15 protein-coding genes and 1 pseudogene are annotated in these 16,662 nt (G+C 66.0%); 10 read left to right on the top strand and 6 right to left on the bottom strand.

What is annotated here, in order from left to right; all coding sequences use genetic code 11:
* The first annotated feature begins 520 nt into the window (after positions 1–520).
* From AC3A6F_RS15945 to paoC (AC3A6F_RS15985), 9 genes are all read left to right on the top strand, one after another.
* Positions 521–925, top strand: coding sequence for a Rap1a/Tai family immunity protein (locus AC3A6F_RS15945; RefSeq protein WP_487682367.1), 405 nt, complete (start codon positions 521–523; stop codon positions 923–925).
* A complete protein-coding gene (locus AC3A6F_RS15950; RefSeq protein WP_487682369.1) occupies positions 922–1,347 on the top strand; it encodes a T6SS effector amidase Tae4 family protein in 426 nt (141 codons plus the stop codon). Before AC3A6F_RS15945 ends, AC3A6F_RS15950 begins: the two co-directional genes overlap by 4 nt.
* A gap of 159 nt (positions 1,348–1,506) precedes the next feature.
* Positions 1,507–1,782, top strand: a complete 276-nt coding sequence (locus tag AC3A6F_RS15955) for a hypothetical protein (protein WP_487682371.1) — start codon at positions 1,507–1,509, stop codon at positions 1,780–1,782.
* A 395-nt stretch (positions 1,783–2,177) separates the two neighbouring features.
* On the top strand, positions 2,178–3,026 hold the full coding sequence (locus AC3A6F_RS15960) for a universal stress protein (protein ID WP_487682373.1): 849 nt from the start codon (positions 2,178–2,180) through the stop codon (positions 3,024–3,026).
* A gap of 28 nt (positions 3,027–3,054) precedes the next feature.
* Positions 3,055–4,839 (top strand): PHA/PHB synthase family protein, encoded by a 1,785-nt coding sequence (locus AC3A6F_RS15965; protein WP_487682375.1) that lies wholly within the window; start codon positions 3,055–3,057, stop codon positions 4,837–4,839.
* A gap of 270 nt (positions 4,840–5,109) precedes the next feature.
* On the top strand, positions 5,110–5,763 hold the full coding sequence (gene paoA / locus AC3A6F_RS15970; RefSeq protein WP_487682377.1) for an aldehyde dehydrogenase iron-sulfur subunit PaoA: 654 nt from the start codon (positions 5,110–5,112) through the stop codon (positions 5,761–5,763).
* Complete coding sequence (locus AC3A6F_RS15975; RefSeq protein ID WP_487682378.1) at positions 5,760–6,713, top strand: FAD binding domain-containing protein; 954 nt, start codon at positions 5,760–5,762, stop codon at positions 6,711–6,713. The genes paoA and AC3A6F_RS15975 overlap by 4 nt, the downstream gene beginning before the upstream one ends.
* 4 nt (positions 6,714–6,717) lie before the next feature.
* On the top strand, positions 6,718–8,925 hold the full coding sequence (gene paoC / locus AC3A6F_RS15980; protein WP_487682380.1) for an aldehyde oxidoreductase molybdenum-binding subunit PaoC: 2,208 nt from the start codon (positions 6,718–6,720) through the stop codon (positions 8,923–8,925).
* An 88-nt stretch (positions 8,926–9,013) separates the two neighbouring features.
* On the top strand, positions 9,014–11,215 hold the full coding sequence (gene paoC, locus AC3A6F_RS15985; RefSeq protein WP_487682382.1) for an aldehyde oxidoreductase molybdenum-binding subunit PaoC: 2,202 nt from the start codon (positions 9,014–9,016) through the stop codon (positions 11,213–11,215).
* Positions 11,216–11,219: 4 nt separating this feature from the next.
* On the opposite strand, the gene AC3A6F_RS15990 is transcribed toward paoC (AC3A6F_RS15985), so the two are convergent.
* The 3 genes from AC3A6F_RS15990 to AC3A6F_RS16000 all read right to left on the bottom strand — a co-directional run bounded on the left by AC3A6F_RS15990 (position 11,220) and on the right by AC3A6F_RS16000 (position 12,911).
* The gene (locus AC3A6F_RS15990) at positions 11,220–12,197 is read right to left on the bottom strand and encodes a GGDEF domain-containing protein (RefSeq protein WP_487682384.1); all 978 of its coding nucleotides are present in this window, start codon (positions 12,195–12,197) and stop codon (positions 11,220–11,222) included.
* A gap of 99 nt (positions 12,198–12,296) precedes the next feature.
* Positions 12,297–12,506, bottom strand: a complete 210-nt coding sequence (locus tag AC3A6F_RS15995) for a hypothetical protein (RefSeq protein WP_123070961.1) — start codon at positions 12,504–12,506, stop codon at positions 12,297–12,299.
* Positions 12,507–12,911 carry a hypothetical protein gene (locus tag AC3A6F_RS16000; protein WP_487682386.1) on the bottom strand — a complete coding sequence of 135 codons (405 nt, stop codon included), beginning with the start codon at positions 12,909–12,911 and terminating at the stop codon, positions 12,507–12,509.
* 111 nt (positions 12,912–13,022) lie between these two features.
* On the opposite strand from AC3A6F_RS16000, the gene AC3A6F_RS16005 reads away from it, so the two are divergent.
* Entirely contained in the window at positions 13,023–13,703 is a 681-nt protein-coding gene (locus AC3A6F_RS16005; RefSeq protein ID WP_487682388.1) for an SOS response-associated peptidase, read from the top strand.
* 18 nt (positions 13,704–13,721) lie between these two features.
* Here AC3A6F_RS16005 and AC3A6F_RS16010 read toward each other — a convergent pair whose 3' ends face one another.
* The 3 genes and pseudogenes from AC3A6F_RS16010 to AC3A6F_RS16020 all read right to left on the bottom strand — a co-directional run bounded on the left by AC3A6F_RS16010 (position 13,722) and on the right by AC3A6F_RS16020 (position 16,593).
* The gene (locus AC3A6F_RS16010) at positions 13,722–14,096 is read right to left on the bottom strand and encodes an IS1595 family transposase (RefSeq protein WP_487682390.1); all 375 of its coding nucleotides are present in this window, start codon (positions 14,094–14,096) and stop codon (positions 13,722–13,724) included.
* Positions 14,097–14,422: 326 nt separating this feature from the next.
* Positions 14,423–15,040: pseudogene (locus AC3A6F_RS16015) on the bottom strand (IS1595 family transposase); the annotation flags it as partial.
* A 167-nt stretch (positions 15,041–15,207) separates the two neighbouring features.
* Positions 15,208–16,593 carry a right-handed parallel beta-helix repeat-containing protein gene (locus AC3A6F_RS16020; protein ID WP_487682392.1) on the bottom strand — a complete coding sequence of 462 codons (1,386 nt, stop codon included), beginning with the start codon at positions 16,591–16,593 and terminating at the stop codon, positions 15,208–15,210.
* Positions 16,594–16,662: the final 69 nt, after the last annotated feature.

Genomic DNA, 16,662 nt, shown 5'->3' on the forward strand with positions numbered 1-16,662 from the left:
GACCTCAGCCTTGCACACTCAATCAATGCTCTCGAGAATCGTGCGACAAACGCGCGGCAGCCGATAATTGATGAGACCATGTCCATACGTCGGACCTGACACCGCTTCCTGACACCGCTTCCTATGTGACGCAGCTTCCGGACACCGCTTCTGCCCGCCGTGCGCGACAGGGTCAGGTCTGACATTCGGACTCGACCTCAGCCTTGCACACTCAATCAATGCTCTCGAGAATCGTGCGACAAACGCGCGGCAGCCGATAATTGATGAGACCGTGTCCAGATGTCGGACCTGACACCGCTTCCTGACACCGCTTCCTATGTGACGCAGCTTCCGGACACCGCTTCTGCCCGCCGCGATAAAACGCGTACTGACCGATCAGCGGAGCCCCGCCGATCATTGAGCCACAGGTCAATAACGACAGCCTGCTGGCGCCGGGCTAAGACGGCCTCGATCAATCGGTGCCGCACACTCGCGTGACAGTTGACGCCAACCAATTCTCCCATTCAGCACATCGGCCACGATGGCTTCTACAACCTGGGAGGACACGATGGCTCGAAAAATGCGGATGGCGACATGCGCGACGGTCCTACTGGCGGCCCTGCTGCCGGTCGAGGTGCTTGCGGTGCCCTACATCCCAACCTTGACCGGCGAGAAATTCGTTCGGGACATGCTGGCCGCCCCTGACAACGGCGCCGCTTCGATGCGCCGTGAGCGTGCGATGGGCTACATGGATGGCGTCATGGATGGCACGGTCGGCCTGCTCTGGTGCCCGGCTGGGCAGCACGTTGGGCATGAGCTCAGCTACCTGGCCGCTGAGCAAATGGAGTTGCTGCCGGCGGACCAGTTGAAGAAAGGTGCCGCACCACTCATCGTGGCTGCCCTGGCCAAGATCTACCCATGCCCAACCAAAGGGAGGACGTCGTGAGACCGGCACTGCTCAGCGTGATGATGCACTATCCTAACCGCACCAAACGTGAAGATCTGTATGCCGACATTGGCTGGAATGACCTTATCGACGATAGGGCCTACAACGACACCTGCGCGATTCGCATAAGCTATGGCCTGCTCATGGCCGGGGTGAGCTTGCCCGGCGCGCGGATGAAGGCGAATGCTGGCGCCCTCAAGGGCAAGTACGTCGAGCCGGGCCAAGCCAAGTTGTCGAACATATTGCGGCACCAGTGGGGCGCGCCCGAGGTCTACAGGGGCGAGCAAGCTGCGCGCAACGGAATAGGCTCGCGTACAGGCGTGGTGTCGTTCTTTCGCATTGGCGGAGGCGACGGCGGTCACGAGTCGGCCGAGATGGTGGCACTGGTCGGCGTCATGAGCACGACATTCGAGGTCGCTTGAGTACCAACGAACCACGACGCCCATGGTCCGACATTGAATGCATCCATTTCACAACACTCGAGCAGCCGGAAGCAAGAGAGTCAAGGCTTTACCTGTTCAGTATCTTGCGCACTCACAAGTTCCGTAATACGCTGACTAGGTTAACTTCTGGCGGGCATCATGGGATTTTTCTCGGCATCAAAATCGTTCTTTTCTGCCATCGCGGGCGCGCTCACGACGACCCATTCCTGGCAGTACAACACGGCCCGAGACCAGCGCACCTGCACCTGCTGCGGCCGGCAAGAAGAAATGGTCCTCGACCTGGTCAGCACGAACTGGGAAATGCTCGTTCCCGGCGACCTGACCGCGCACGCCGCGAAGCCCGCCACCACTGAATCGCAACCGTCCGCCGCACCAGACCTGGTCGCGGCGCGCATCCCAGGCGCCTCCACCTAAAAAAAGGCCGCTGCCGCACGAAGCAGGCAACGGCCAAGTCCTCGGCAGGGCCGAGATGGAGACACAAGAGAACCGACCACTTCGCCGGCAATGACATAAGTATGCGGCCACCGCGCATCGTCACAAGGCCTAAAAGAGGTAATCGCTACCGCGTCCTTGCGTCAGAGCAGTCGTACGCACTCCTGACAATGCCCCTCGGCATTCATCTTCCCTTCTTTCTTAGCTTTTTTGATTCACATCAATCGCGGTCCTGACATGCGTCCGATCCGGGAATAAAGTGGACTTCGAGTAATCCAAGTGTATAGGCCAGATGACGTTCAGGGTCCATCGCCTTGGCGGGATACCGGCATGCCTATCCGCCCGAGTCCGCTTTTACCGAGAAGAAAGGAACGAGCATGTACAAGACCATCGTGGTTCACGTCGACGGCAGCCCCGAGCAAGAGGCGCGCTTGCGTGCCGGCGCACTGCTGGCCAATGCCTTCGACGCCCACCTCGTCGGCAGCGCGGCCACCGGCATTTCCTGGTTCGATTATTCCCTGCTGGTCGGCTCGATGGGGGCGCCGATGATGCCCGAATCCGATTTCAACGGGGTGCGCGAGGCGGTCGAGGCGCGGCTGGAAGAATTCAGCACCGCCGTCGGGCGCCACGGCGTCAACAGTTTCGAGACGCGCATGCTCGAAGACGACGCCCGCTACGCCCTGCTGCTCGAATCGCGCTACGCCGACCTCGTGATCGTCAGCCGCGACGCCGAACCGATCGTCGTGCCGGGCATTCCGGCCCAGGCGCGCGGCTTGCCCGAATACATCGCGCTGCATGGCGCGCGTCCCGTCCTGGTGGTGCCACCCGGCTGGAAAGGACGGCTCCTGCCCGGCACCGCCGTCGTCGGCTGGGATGGCAGCATGCAGGCGATCCGCGCGATCTCCGCCGCCCTGCCCCTGCTGCGGCAGGCGGATGCAGTCAAGCTCACGCTCATCAATCCCGGCGCCATGGCCGAGATGCATGGAGAAGAACCCGGCGCCGACATGGCGCTGCACCTGGCGCGCCATGGGGTCAAGGTCGACGTCGTCATCGAGACCACGCGCAGCAGCACCGGCGAGGCGCTCCTCAAGGTCGCGCGCGAGCACGATGCCGGCTTGATGGTCACGGGCGCCTTCGGCCATAGCCGCTACCGCGAGTTCGTCCTCGGCGGCGTCACCCGCGCGCTGCTGGCGGGCAGCACGACGCCGCTCCTGATCGCGCACTGAGCGCAGCAGCATCCCGCGAGCCCTCTTCATGGCGCCCGACACTCGCCCCGATGCCGCCGGCAGCTCGCGCCGGCTCGAAGGCAGCGCCTGGCTCGGCGGCACCCACCGCCATGCGCGCGTCGCCGGCAGCGGGCATGTCCATGCCGACCTCGTGCTGTGGGCCTGGCTCGGGCGCATGACCGGCAACCTGTCGCCGGCCGCGCTCGGCATGGCGTGGTTCGACTGGGCCAGCCACCTCATGATGTCGCCCGACAAGCAGCACGAACTGGCGAGCGATGCCGTCCTCGGCTGGCAGCGCTGGCTGCAATACCTGGTCACGCCGGCCGCCGATGGCGCCGACCTGGTGCGGCCGCTGGCCCAGGACAAGCGTTTCGTGGATCCGGCCTGGAATACCTCGCCCTGGCGCCAGCTCAGCCAGGGCTTCCTGCTGAGCCAGCAATGGTGGCACCGCGCCACCTCCACCGTGCGCGGCGTCGCGCCGCACCATGCCGACGTCGTCACTTTCCTCGCGCGCCAGATGCTCGACTGCGTGGCGCCGTCCAACTTCGTCACCACCAACCCCGTCGTACAGCGCGCCGTGCTGGCCAGCGGCGGGCTGAACCTGGCCAATGGCGCCGCGCGCGCCTGGCGCGACGTACAAGCCCAGCTCGCGGGCAAGCCGCGCGAGGTCAACTACCGGCCAGGACGCGAGGTAGCCGTCACGCCGGGCAAGGTGGTGATGCAGAACCGGCTCATCGAATTGCTGCGCTACGACCCGGTCGGCCCCGCCGTGCACGCAGTGCCGCTGCTGATCGTGCCGGCCTGGATCATGAAGTTCTACATCCTCGACCTGTCGCCGCACAATTCCCTGGTGCGCTACCTGGTCGAGCGCGGCCATACCGTGTACATGGTGTCGTGGAAGAATCCGCAAGCCGAAGACCGCGACCTCACCATGGACGACTACCGCCAGCTGGGCATCACTGCCGCGCTCGACGCCATCGTGGCCCAGACCGACGCCAGCAAGATCAATGCCGCTGGCTATTGCCTGGGCGGCACCCTGCTCGCGATCGCCGCCGCCGCCATGGCGCGCGACCACGACCGGCGCCTGGCCAGCATCTCGCTGCTGGCGGCCCAGGTCGACTTTACCGAGCCCGGCGAGCTGTCGCTGTTCATCGACGACAGCCAGGTCAGCTTCCTCGAAGCCGCCATGTGGCAGCAGGGCTATCTCGACACGCGCCAGATGGCCGGCGCCTTCCAGCTGCTGCGTTCTAACGACCTCATCTGGTCGCGGCGCCTGCGCCACTACCTGCTCGACCTGCCCGAGCAGGAGAGCGACCTCATGTCCTGGAATGCCGACGCCACCCGCATGCCCTATCGCATGCACACCGAATACCTGCACCGCCTGTTCCTGCGTAACAGCCTGGCCAGCTCGCGCTACCTGGCCGGCGGGCATCCCGTCTCGCTGAGCGATATCGACGTGCCCATCTGCGCGGTGGGCACGCTCACCGACCACGTCGCGCCTTGGCGCTCGGTGTACAAGATCATTCCTCTCACCGACACCGAGATCACCTTCATTCTCACCAGCGGCGGCCACAATGCCGGCGTGGTCGCCCCGCCGGGCAGTCCCAACCGCAGCTACCAGGTCGCCGTGCACCGCCACGACGACCCGTACATCGATCCCGACCGCTGGCTCGCGCGCGTGCCCCAGCTCGAAGGCAGTTGGTGGCCCGCCTGGGATCAATGGCTGTCACGCCATGCCGGCAAGCATGTAGCGCCGCCAGCCCCGATGCCGGACACGGCGCCCGCACCGGGTGACTACGTCCTTCAGCAATAGGCTTGCCTCCCCCTTCCGCACTATCGCGTTGGCCAGTGCCTACGGCCGGCGCGCGTGCCGTTCGTGCCGCCGCCTCTGCCAAGAACCCTTTCCGCCGGCTGATATTGACAGCCAACGGAAAACTTCAAGTTTCAAGGGAACGCGGCCTTCCCGATAGCTGACTTAGAATCAATTCGACAACCCCGCAAGCCCTTCCACACCTGCCGGCGCCGCAGTATTGACGCCGAGAACTGGCGTGGGCAACGCACTCTAGAGAAGGAAGCCACAAGCATGGACCAATTCAGCGACGTCAAGCTCACCCGGCGCGACCTGTTGATCGCCGGCGCCCTGTCGGTATCGACCGCGGCCGTACCGGGCGCGCATGCCCAGCAGGCCGCACCCACGGCCGACGCGACCACCACTCCCCCGCCGGTCACCACCGGCGTCTCTTTCACCGTCAACGGCAAGCCGGTCACCCTGCAGCTGGACACCCGCACCAGCCTGCTCGACGCGCTGCGCGAGCACCTGCACCTGACCGGTTCCAAGAAGGGTTGCGACCAGGGCCAGTGCGGCGCCTGCACCGTCATCATGGACGGCCGCCGCATCAATTCCTGCCTGTCGCTGGCTGTCATGCACGAAGGCGCCAACATCACCACCATCGAGGGCCTCGGCACGCCAGAGAAGCTCCATCCGATGCAGGCGGCGTTCATCAAACACGACGGCTACCAGTGCGGCTACTGTACCCCCGGTCAGATCTGTGCCAGCGTGTCCGTGATCGAGGAAATCCGCCAGGGCATTCCAAGTCACGTGACCGCCGACCTGAATGTGAAGCCCCTGCTCTCCGTGGAAGAGATCCGCGAACGCATGAGCGGCAATATCTGCCGCTGTGGCGCCTACTCGAACATCATCGATGCGATCACCGAAGTGGGAGGGGTCAAGGCATGAAGGCATTTACCTATCAGCGCGCCACCTCGGCGCGTCAAGCCGCCGAACTCGTCGCCCGCACCCCGAACGCCCGCTTCATCGCCGGCGGCACCAATCTGCTCGACCTCATGAAACTCGAGATCGAGACCCCGACCGCCCTGGTCGACGTCAACGGCCTGGGCTTCGACAAGATCGAGCCAACAGCGGACGGCGGCCTGCGCGTGGGCGCGCTGGTGCGCAACACCGACCTGGCGGCCGACGCGCGCGTGCGCAAGGATTACGCCGTGCTGTCGCGCGCCCTGCTGGCCGGCGCCTCGACCCAGTTGCGCAACAAGGCCACCACCTCCGGAAACCTGCTGCAACGCACCCGCTGCCCCTATTTCTACGACACGGCGCAGAAGTGCAACAAGCGCCAGCCGGGCAGCGGCTGCGCCGCCATTGGCGGTTTCACCCGCCACCATGCCGTGGTCGGCGCCAGCGAAGCCTGCATCGCCGTGCATCCAAGCGATATGGCGATCGCCATGCGCCTGCTCGACGCCGAGGTGGAGACCGTGAAGGCCGACGGCAGCATGCGCAGCATCCCGATCGCCGACTTCCACCGCCTGCCTGGCAACACCCCGCACATCGAGACCGTGCTCGAACCGGGTGAGTTGATCACGTCCGTCAAGTTGCCGAAGCCGCTGGGCGGCGTGCACGCCTACCGCAAGGTGCGCGACCGCGCTTCTTACGCATTCGCCTTGGTCTCGGTGGCCACCGTGATCCTGCCCGACGGCAGCGGCCGCGTGGCGGTCGGCGGCGTGGCCCACAAACCCTGGCGGGTCGAAGAAGCCGAACGGCAGATGGCGCAAGGCGCCAAGGCGGTGTCGGATCGCCTGATGGCCGGCGCCCGCACCACCGAGGACAACGCGTTCAAGGTGGCCCTGGTGCACCGCACCCTCGCGGAAGCGATGAACGCAGCGAAGAAAGGCTGATCCCATGAAATTCACCACTGCAGCCACCACCAATCCCATCGACCGCCAGCGCTATGTCGGCCAGCCGCTCGACCGCATCGATGGCCCGCTCAAGTGCACCGGCACGGCTCCCTACGCCTACGAGCACCACAAGGAAGTGCCGAACGCCGCCCACGGCTTCGTGGTCGGTTCCAGCATCGCCAAGGGGCGCATCGCCTCGGTCGAGATCGAGGCTGCGCGCCGCGCGCCCGGCGTGCTGGCCGTGGTCACGGCCGCCAACGCCGGCAAGCTGGGTAAAGGCGACATGAACGTCGCCCATCTGCTGGCCGGCCCCAAGGTCGAGCACTACCACCAGGCCGTGGCCCTGGTGGTCGCCGAGACCTTCGAACAGGCGCGCGCCGCGTCCCACCTGGTGCGCGTGAAATACGTCGAAGAGAAAGGCAAGTTCGACCTGGCCGCCGAAAAGGACAAGGCCGTGAAACCCGACTGGGAATCCGATCCGCCCGACTCCAAGGCCGGCAACTTCCAGCGCGGCTTCGATACCGCCCCGGTGAAACTCGACGCCACCTATACCACGCCGGACCAGTCGCACGCGATGATGGAGCCGCACGCCACCACCGCGGTCTGGGAAGGCGACAAGCTGACGGTATGGACCTCGAACCAGATGATAGCCTGGTGCGTCAAGGACCTGTCGAAGACGCTGAACATCCCGAAGGACAAGGTGCGCGTGATCTCGCCCTACGTCGGCGGCGGTTTCGGTTCCAAGCTGTTCCTGCGCGCCGACGCCCTCCTGGCATCCCTCGGCGCGCGCGCGGCCAAGCGCCCGGTCAAGGTGGCGCTGCACCGCCATCTGATCTTCAATAACACCACCCACCGTCCGGCCACCATCCAGCGCATCCGTATCGGCGCCGGCCGCGACGGCCGCATCACGGCCATCGGCCACGAATCCTGGAACGGCAACCTGCCCAAGGGCAGTTCGGAAGTCGCCACCCAGCAGACCCGCCTGCTGTACGCCGGCGCCGACCGCATGACCGCGACCCGCGTCGCCCTGCTCGACCTGCCGGAAGGGAATGCGATGCGCGCGCCGGGCGAGGCGCCGGGCATGATGGCGCTCGAGGTGGCGATCGACGAGATGGCCGAGAAACTCAACATCGACCCGGTCCAGTTCCGCATCCTGAACGATACCAAGGTCGATCCCGAAAAGCCGATCCGCAAATTCTCCGAGCGCCGCTTCGTGGAGTGCATGCGCATGGGCGCCGAGAAGTTCGGCTGGAACAAGCGCAATCCCAAGCCGGGCCAGACCCGGGAGGGCCGCTGGCTGATCGGCTACGGCGTGGCCTCGGCCTTCCGCAACAGCCCGGTGATGAAGTCGGCCGCGCGGGTGCGGCTCACCGGCGACGGCAAGGTGATCGTCGAAACCGACATGACCGACATCGGCACCGGCAGCTACACCATCATCGGCCAGACCGCGGCCGAGATGCTGGGCGTGCCGCTGGATCGGGTCGAGGTGCGCCTGGGCGACTCCAGCTTCCCGACCTCGGCCGGCTCGGGCGGCCAGTGGGGCGCGAACAGCTCGACCTCGGGCGTATACGCCGCCTGCGCCAAGCTGCGCGAACAGGTCGCCGCCAAGCTCGGCGTCAAGGAAAGCGAGGCCGAATTCGTGGACGGCACGGTCCGCGCGGGCGGGCGCAACCTGCCGCTGGCGCAAGCCGCGGCCGGCGGCGAGCTGGTGGCCGAGGACACGATCGAATTTACCGGTGGCCTGGACAAGAAGAACCAGCTGTCGACCTTCGGCGCCCACTTCGTCGAAGTCGCGGTCGACGCGATCACCGGCGAAGTCCGGGTGCGGCGCATGCTGGCCGTGTGCGCGGCTGGCCGCATCCTCAATCCGAAGCAGGCGCGCAGCCAGGTGATCGGCGCGATGACGATGGGCGTGGGCGCGGCGCTGATGGAACACCTGGTGGTCGACAAGCGCCTCGGCTTCTTCGCCAACCACGATCTCGCCACCTACGAGGTGCCGGTGCATGCCGACATCCCGCACCAGGAAGTCGTGTTCATCAAGGAAGAAGACGAGCTGTCCTCGCCCATGAAGGCCAAGGGCGTCGGTGAACTCGGTATCTGCGGTGTCGGCGCCGCGGTCGCGAACGCGATCTACAACGCCACCGGCGCGCGGGTGCGCGAATACCCGATCACGCTCGACAAGCTGATCGAGAAGATGCCGCTGTCCGCCTGACGCCGCATGCGGGGCGGCGCCGCGGCGCCGCTCCGCTTCTTTTCTTGATGCGAGCGCCGCGTTCGCGGCGCCTCGAGAGGTCACACCCATGAAATTCAACACCCCCGCCACCACCAACCCGATCGACCGGCTGCGCCATGTGGGCCGCCCCTACGACCGCATCGACGGCCCGCTCAAGTGCACCGGGCGCGCCACCTATGCCTATGAACACCACCGCGAAGTGCCGAGCGCGGCCCACGGCATCGTTGTCGGTTCCGCCATCGCCAAGGGCACGGTCGCCGCCATCGACGTTGAGGCGGCGCAGCGGGCGCCGGGCGTGCTGGCGGTGGTCACTGCCGCCAGCACAGGCAAACTCGGCAAGGGCGAGAAGAACACCGCGCGCCTGCTCGGCGGCCCGAAGATCGAACACTACCACCAGGCGCTGGCCCTGGTCGTGGCCGAGACCTTCGAACAGGCCCGCGCCGCCGCCAGCCTGGTGCGAGTGCGCTACCGCGAAGAGAAAGGCAGTTTCGACCTCGCGTCGGTGAAAGACAGCGGCATCGCGCCCAAGCCCGAGCGCGACTATCCGCCCGACACCCGCGCCGGCGACTTCGAGCGCCATTTCGAGCTGGCCCCGGTCAAGCTCGATGCGGTCTACACCACGCCCGACCAGTCGCATGCCATGATGGAGCCGCATGCCACCACCGCGCGCTGGGATGGCGGCAAGCTGACGATCTGGACCTCGAGCCAGATGATCGACTGGTGGCGCAGCGACCTGGCCAGGACCCTGCACATGCGCAAGCAGGATGTGCGCGTCGTCTCGCCGTATATCGGCGGCGGCTTCGGCGGCAAGCTGTTCCTGCGCGCCGATGCGCTGCTGGCGGCGCTCGGCGCGCGCGCCGCGGGGCGTCCGGTCAAGGTGGCCCTGCAGCGCCACCTGGTCTACAACAACACCACCCACCGCCCCAAGACCATCCAGCGCCTGCGCATCGGGGCGGGCCGCGACGGCCGCATCGCCGCGATCGGCCACGAAACCTGGAACGGCAACCTGCCGGGCGGGCGGCCCGAGGTCGCGACCCAGCAGACCCGCCTGCTGTACGCCGGCCAGCACCGCATGACCACCACCCGCGTGGCCGTGCTCGATCTCCCCGAGAGCAATTCGATGCGCGCGCCGGGCGAGGCGCCGGGCCTGATGGCGCTCGAGATCGCGCTGGACGAGCTGGCCGAAAAGCTGGGCATGGACCCGGTCCAGTTCCGCATCCTGAACGACACCAAGGTCGACCCCGAAAAGCCGATCCGGCCTTTCTCGGAACGGCGCTTCATCGAGTGCCTGCGCACCGGCGCCGAACGCCATGGCTGGAGCAAGCGCAACCCGAAGCCGGCGCAGGTGCGCGAAGGCCGCTGGCTGATCGGGCACGGCGTGGCGGCGGCGTTTCGCAACAGCCCCGTGATCACCTCGGCCGCGCGCGTCAGGCTGCGCGGCGACGGCACGGTGGTCGTCGAGACCGACATGACCGATATCGGCACCGGCAGCTACACCATCATCGCCCAGACCGCGGCCGAGATGCTCGGCGTGCCGTTGGCGCGGGTAGAGGTGAAGCTGGGCGACTCCGACTTTCCCGTCTCGGCCGGCTCGGGCGGCCAGTTCGGCGCCAACAGCGCCACCGCCGGCGTGTACGCGGCCTGCGTCAAGCTGCGCGAGCAGGTGGTCGGCAAGCTGGGCCTGGCCGGCGAGGCCGAATTCGTCGACGGGGCCGTGCGCGCCGCGGGCCGCAGCCTGCCGCTGGCGCAGGCGGCGCGAGACGGCGAACTGGTGGCCGAGGACGTGATCGAGTTCGGTGACCTGGCCAAAAAGAACCAGCTATCGACCTTCGGCGCCCACTTCGTCGAAGTGGCGGTCGATGCCGTCACCGGCGAAACCCGGGTACGGCGCATGCTCGCCGTGTGCGCGGCCGGCCGCATCCTCAACCCGAAGGCCGCGCGCAGCCAAGTGATCGGGTCGATGACGATGGGCGTCGGCGGCGCGCTGATGGAACACCTGGTGGTCGACCAGCGCCTGGGCTTCTTCGCCAACCATGACATGGCCACCTACGAGGTGCCTGTGCATGCCGACATCCCGCACCAGGAAGTGATCTTCCTCGACGAAGAAGACGAATACTCGTCGCCGATGAAGGCCAAGGGCGTCGGTGAGCTGGGCCTATGCGGGGTCGCGGCGGCGGTGGCCAACGCGATCTACAACGCCACCGGGGTGCGGGTGCGCGAGTATCCGGTCACGCTCGACAAGCTGCTGGACCGGCTGCCGCCCGTGTGAGGCTTCAGGCGGCGGCGTCCACCGCGTCACCGTCGGCCACCACGCGATTGCGGCCACCGCGCTTGGCCGCGTACAAGGCCTTGTCGGCCGCCTCGATCAGCGCTTCCGGCGCGTTCAGGCGCGCGCGGTCGAAGGCGGCGACGCCGATGCTGAGCGTGACCTGCGGATGGTAGGCGGCCGGCGCCTGCTGCAGGCCGAGGCCAGCGACGTGGGCGCGGATACGGTCGGCCAGCACGCGCGCCTGTTCCAACGTGGTGTCGGGCAGCACGGCCGCGAACTCTTCACCGCCGTAGCGCGCCGCCAGGTCGGCCGGCCGCTTGAGCATGCCGGCCAGCTCCTGGGCCACCATGGTCAGGCAGCTGTCGCCCTGCTGGTGGCCAAAGTGGTCGTTATAGGCCTTGAACGAATCGATGTCGACCAGCAGCAGCGCCAGCGCGCCATCCGCGCGCTGCGCGCGGCGCAGCTCGCGCTCCAGCGCCACGTCGAAGTGGCGGCGGTTGGCGATGCCGGTCAGGCCGTCGATGTAGGAACGCGCGCGCAGCGATTCGGCGTGTTCCAGCAGGCGCCGCTCGCGCACCGCGACACCGCTCACGTCGCGGATCTCGACCAGGCAGAAGCGCTGGCCGTCCTCGTCGAAGGGCGTGACCGAGACCGCCTGGTCGATCAGGGCGCCGTCGAAACTACCCGGCTCGCGCAGCGCGAATGGGGCGCGGTTGTTCGAGGGCGGCACGTGCTCGGTGGCGACGCCTTCGAGCAGCGCGGCGAAGATGGCCGCCTCGACACGCGAACCGCGCAGGTCGGGGAAGACTTCGATCAGCGCATGGCCCTGCATGCGCGCCGCGCCGCGGCCGGAACGCGGCACCAGCCAGCCGTTCCAGAGGACGATGCGTCCTTCGTGGTCGAGCACGATCACTCCGCTATCGACGAGATTGAGTACCCGCACCGGCAGGCTGCTGATGGATTCTGGCTTGGACTGGATCACGGATCGGTAAATGTTGAATTTGGGAAACAATTCAAATCATACCGGAAATTCCCGGACCACCGAAAGAACCGGAATTGCCGGCAGCCGCGCCGACCGGGGTCAAGGCGGGCTTTGCAGCATATGCCAGGCCATCGCCACGCAGACGATCGCCACGAAGAACAACAGGCCGAACACGAAGATGCGCATCGAATTGGCCAGGCCCGACACGGCGCGGTTGGCGCTGTCGTTAAGCTTGCCGCGCCGGCGCGCCCCGTTCAGCAGCATCGAAATGAAGATGAACAGGGTCGCGCAGATCAGTACCAGTTTCATTTATGTCCGCACTGCCACCAGGATCAGGGCCACCACCGCCAGCAGCGCCGACAGGCCGGCGGTCACGCTGAGCCAGGTGATCTTCTGGCGCTGCACGTCCACCTTGGCGATCAGTTGGGCGTTCTGGTCGGCCAGGTTGGCGATCAGTTCGGAGGCCGCGCGCATCTGGTTGCGCAAGTCGTTCAGCTCCGCGTCGTTCTGTTCGGAACGCGCAAGCAGGAGGCCGATGATATCGTCTTCTTGCGCGGCCATCTCGGGGCTCAAGCCGGTCGCCGGGTCCACCGCCCCCGGTTTGCGATTGACCGTGTCCCACAGGCGGCGCGCGCCGGTCGCCACCTGGGGCGCGGCGCTGATCACATCGCTCCATGGGACGGTCTTCAATACGGTCCACCAGCCTGCTGCCATACCTGCTCCTTGTCAATCATATTAGCCCGGAGCATACCATTGCCGGACGATGCGGCCAAACGCCACACGGCTCGCGCGCTGCCTAGGACAGCCTTGCGCTAGTATCGAGCCATGTGTGGACGATTTGACCAGAGCCAGACGGCTCGCAACTACGCCAGCGCGATCGGCTGGCTCGACGCGGTGTATGACAGCGAAGCCGCGCCGGCCCATAACGTGCCGCCCGGCACCTATCGGCCCCTGCTGCACATCCAGGATGGCGAGCGGCGGGTGGACGACGTGTACTGGAGCTACCAGGCGCGCTGGGCCAAGGGCAAGGTGCCGGTGACGATCAACGCGCGCATGGACAAGCTCACCAACCGCTATTGGCGCGGGCTGCTCAAGTCGGGGCGCGCACTGGTGCCGGCCGAAGGCTGGTATGAATGGACCGGCGAAAAAGGGCATAAGCAACCCTGGCACATCCACCGCCGCAACGGTGCGCCGCTGTTCATGCTGGCCCTGGCCAATTTTGGCGGCTTTACCGAGAACCGCGCCGAAGCCGGCTTCGTGCTCGTGACCGACGACGCCACGGGCGGCATGCTCGACATCCACGACCGGCGGCCGGTGGTGCTGGATGCGGTCGATGCCGAAACCTGGCTCGACCCGGCGCTTTCGAGCGAAGAAGCGCTGGCGTTCGCGCGCCGCGCCGCCCTGCCCTCGGACGCGTTCGAGTGGCACGCGGTCAGCACGCTGGTCAACCGGGCCGGGCTCGGCGGGCCCGAAGTCGTGCAGCCGATCGATACGGAATCCGAATAGAACGAGGTGCTGTCATCGTTACCTGTTGATGAACCCGAATGCAATACGCAGCAATTGCTCGACAGGAGTGACTCGCCCGCCATCGAGCGCCCAATGCCAGCCCAGATAATTGGGCAGGCGGCGCGACGCCACACCATGGAAGCGCGCCAGCCATTCCTTGAATCTTCGGTGATAGGCGTTGACGTTTTGCACATGGATGGCGCCCTCGACGCCGTTGCGGACGCGTTCGCCGACACTGAGATTGACGGCCTGGTGTGCGATTCCATGGGCACGGGCGAAGGCGGAATAGGCGGCGTTGGCGTCGGTAACCAGCAGCGCCTGGGAATCGAGTTTCGGCAGCAGGTGCCTGACCAGCTGGCTAACCTTCAAGGCTGCTATCAAAGACGTGAGCAAATGTACTCAGCGTCCTCTTCCTGCCCCGAACCGTCTTACTGACCGTATTCGTACCTGACAGGCGTAACTCTCCCGCCTCCCGCCAGCAACACACTAGCGACAGTGCCTGGCGTTGCCGCCAGACTCGCCACGGGTAGCGCCGATCGCGCCGCGAAGGCGCCGGTGGCGAACCGCATCTCCATGCCATCGTGCAGTAAACAAGTATCCCGTTCACGTTCACGTCCTCATCTGCTGTGCTTGGTTTTCGCGACATAGATGAGCACTTCGATCGTGCTACGTTTTACCCGCTTACGTACCGTCAGACACCAAACCCGCGACTAGAGTTCCGCTCCACGGCCTGTAACGGCATCGATGGTTTGTCCGCTGCGGTCGCGCGCCACCAGGATGCAGTCCAGGTGATGCGAGATTCCGCGCAGGGGGGCCTTGCCACCGCGCTTGCGCGGCTTCCGATCGAGCTTGCGCGACCCCTTCTGCGATTCGAGCAGGAACATTTCGTCGGCCTCGACGATGCCGACCAGGCGCTCGGGCCGGTCGTCCTTGGCCCGATCGAGAAAACGGTGGCGCCAGCGAAACGTGGTGTTGGGGTGCACGCCGACACGCTTGGCCGCAGCACGGACTGTGCGGGAATCGAGCACTGCGTCGAGATAGTCGAGCCACTTGCCCTTGTGCCTGAGCCGTGCCAGCGGCGTGCCGGTCAGATCGTTGAAGGTGCGGCCACACGCGCAGCAGCGAAAGCGTTGCAGGTCATTTGCCTGGCCATGGCGGTGGCAACGTTCACAGGCGCAATCCGGGCAACAGCGCCGCTCCGAACGGATCTCGCCGATGAGGGCAACCACCCGGTCGAGCCCGGCGGCCGGATGCGGCGCGGCGAGGACTTCGTGACGCTGCGGCTGGTCCAGTAGCGTTAGTTGGGCGACCTGCTTCGCGAACTCCGGCGTTTTCATGGCGCGCTCCCGATCGATGGCAACCAAGATTGGACCGCGGGTCAGCTCAGCAGTTCAATGCTCATCCATATTTAACGATGATAGTGCCTAGAACAATGGCCCGGACGCTCTCACGTCCGGGCCATTTACCTCGCGGTCACGCCGCCATCACAAGCTATTAACGCTGCTTAACGTTGATACGCGCCCAGGTCGATGCTGCTGCCACGTGCCTTGCCGTCGATGTCGTTCTTCGGCGCGTAGGTGCCGATGCCGCGGCCGACTGCCGGCGAGCTCGCCGTCAGCTTGTAGTCCGGCGTTGCCGCAGTGCGCGAGTAGCCGGCGAACAGCGGTTCCGAGCTGATGGTGCCCGTATGGGTCAGGCCATTGCGCAGCTGGAAGTTGTAGGTCGGGTTCTTGGTGACCAGATTGTTTTTGTAGGTGTTGCCCTTGCCGGTCTTGCCCTGCTCAGAGATACCGTATTTGTTGTCGTACACGATATTGTTGTGCACGTGGACGTTGTTGGCGCCTGCGCTCGTGAAGTAAAAGTCGCCGCCACCGACGATGATGCCGAACACCGACGAGCTTACCGTGTTGTTGACGATCTGGAGGTCGGTCGCATCGTGCCACAGGTGGATCGCCGCCGAACCGACACGGTAGACGATGTTGTTCTTGATCGTGCCCGAGGTGCTGTGATAAATGCCCTGGACGTAGGTGCAGCCTGCCGGGCCGATATCGTGCACGACGTTGCCGATCACATCGCCCTTGACGCCCTTGTAGTAGCTGTCCACGCCGATCGCCGAACCGCCCGCGCTATTGCACGGAATGGTCGTCGCCATATGGTGCACGCGGTTGCCCTCGATGACGTTGTACGAACCGCCGGTGTAGATGCCAAGCACCCATTTGGTGCCGGTGCCGATCTTGCTGCCATCGACGTCAAAGCCGATGATGCTGACGTAGTTGCCACGGTTATCCCAGGCGGTCTTGTTAGTCGATTTGGCAGGCGGTACGATTTTCGCGCCCCATTTCGTGGTCGACACCCAGTAGATGCGGTTGCTTGCCGTACCGCTGGCGGTGGTCCTGATGCCGCCGGCATAGGTGCCGGGCGCCACGAACACGGTCGTGCCGGCCTTGGTCGCGACCTGGGCGGCGCGCGCCAGGGTCTTGAACGGCGCCGCCTTGGTGCCGGCGGCGCTGTCCGAACCGTTCGGCGACACATAATAGTTGTACGGCGTGGCCGGGATCGTGCTCGGGCCGGTGACGGGGCCTGGATTGCGCTTCGTGTATTCAGTGCTGCGCTTGATCTCCGCTTCAACGCTCGCAAGACTGACGCCGCGGCTCACCGCTTGGCTCCAGTACTGCAGGCCGCCCGCATCCGGCTCACGGCCGAGCAGGGTCAGGTACAGCTGGCGCACTTGTTCCTGCGCCGAGGCGGCGGCGGTGGCGGCTGGCGCCGCGCTTTGCGGGGCCGTGGCGGCCTGGGCCGATACGGTAGCGGCCAGCAGCAGGGTTGCTGCTGCGGCGACACGGGTCACGTTGGTGCGGAGGTTCGAGGCGATCATGGTGCTGCTTTTCATCTGAGGTTTCCTTCTAGTCCGGAAAAAAGACCGGGCAATGGAGGGGCCACGCGCAGGGCGCGACTGTCC

The sequence above is a fragment of the Massilia sp. Soil_C_3 genome, from assembly GCF_057657035.1.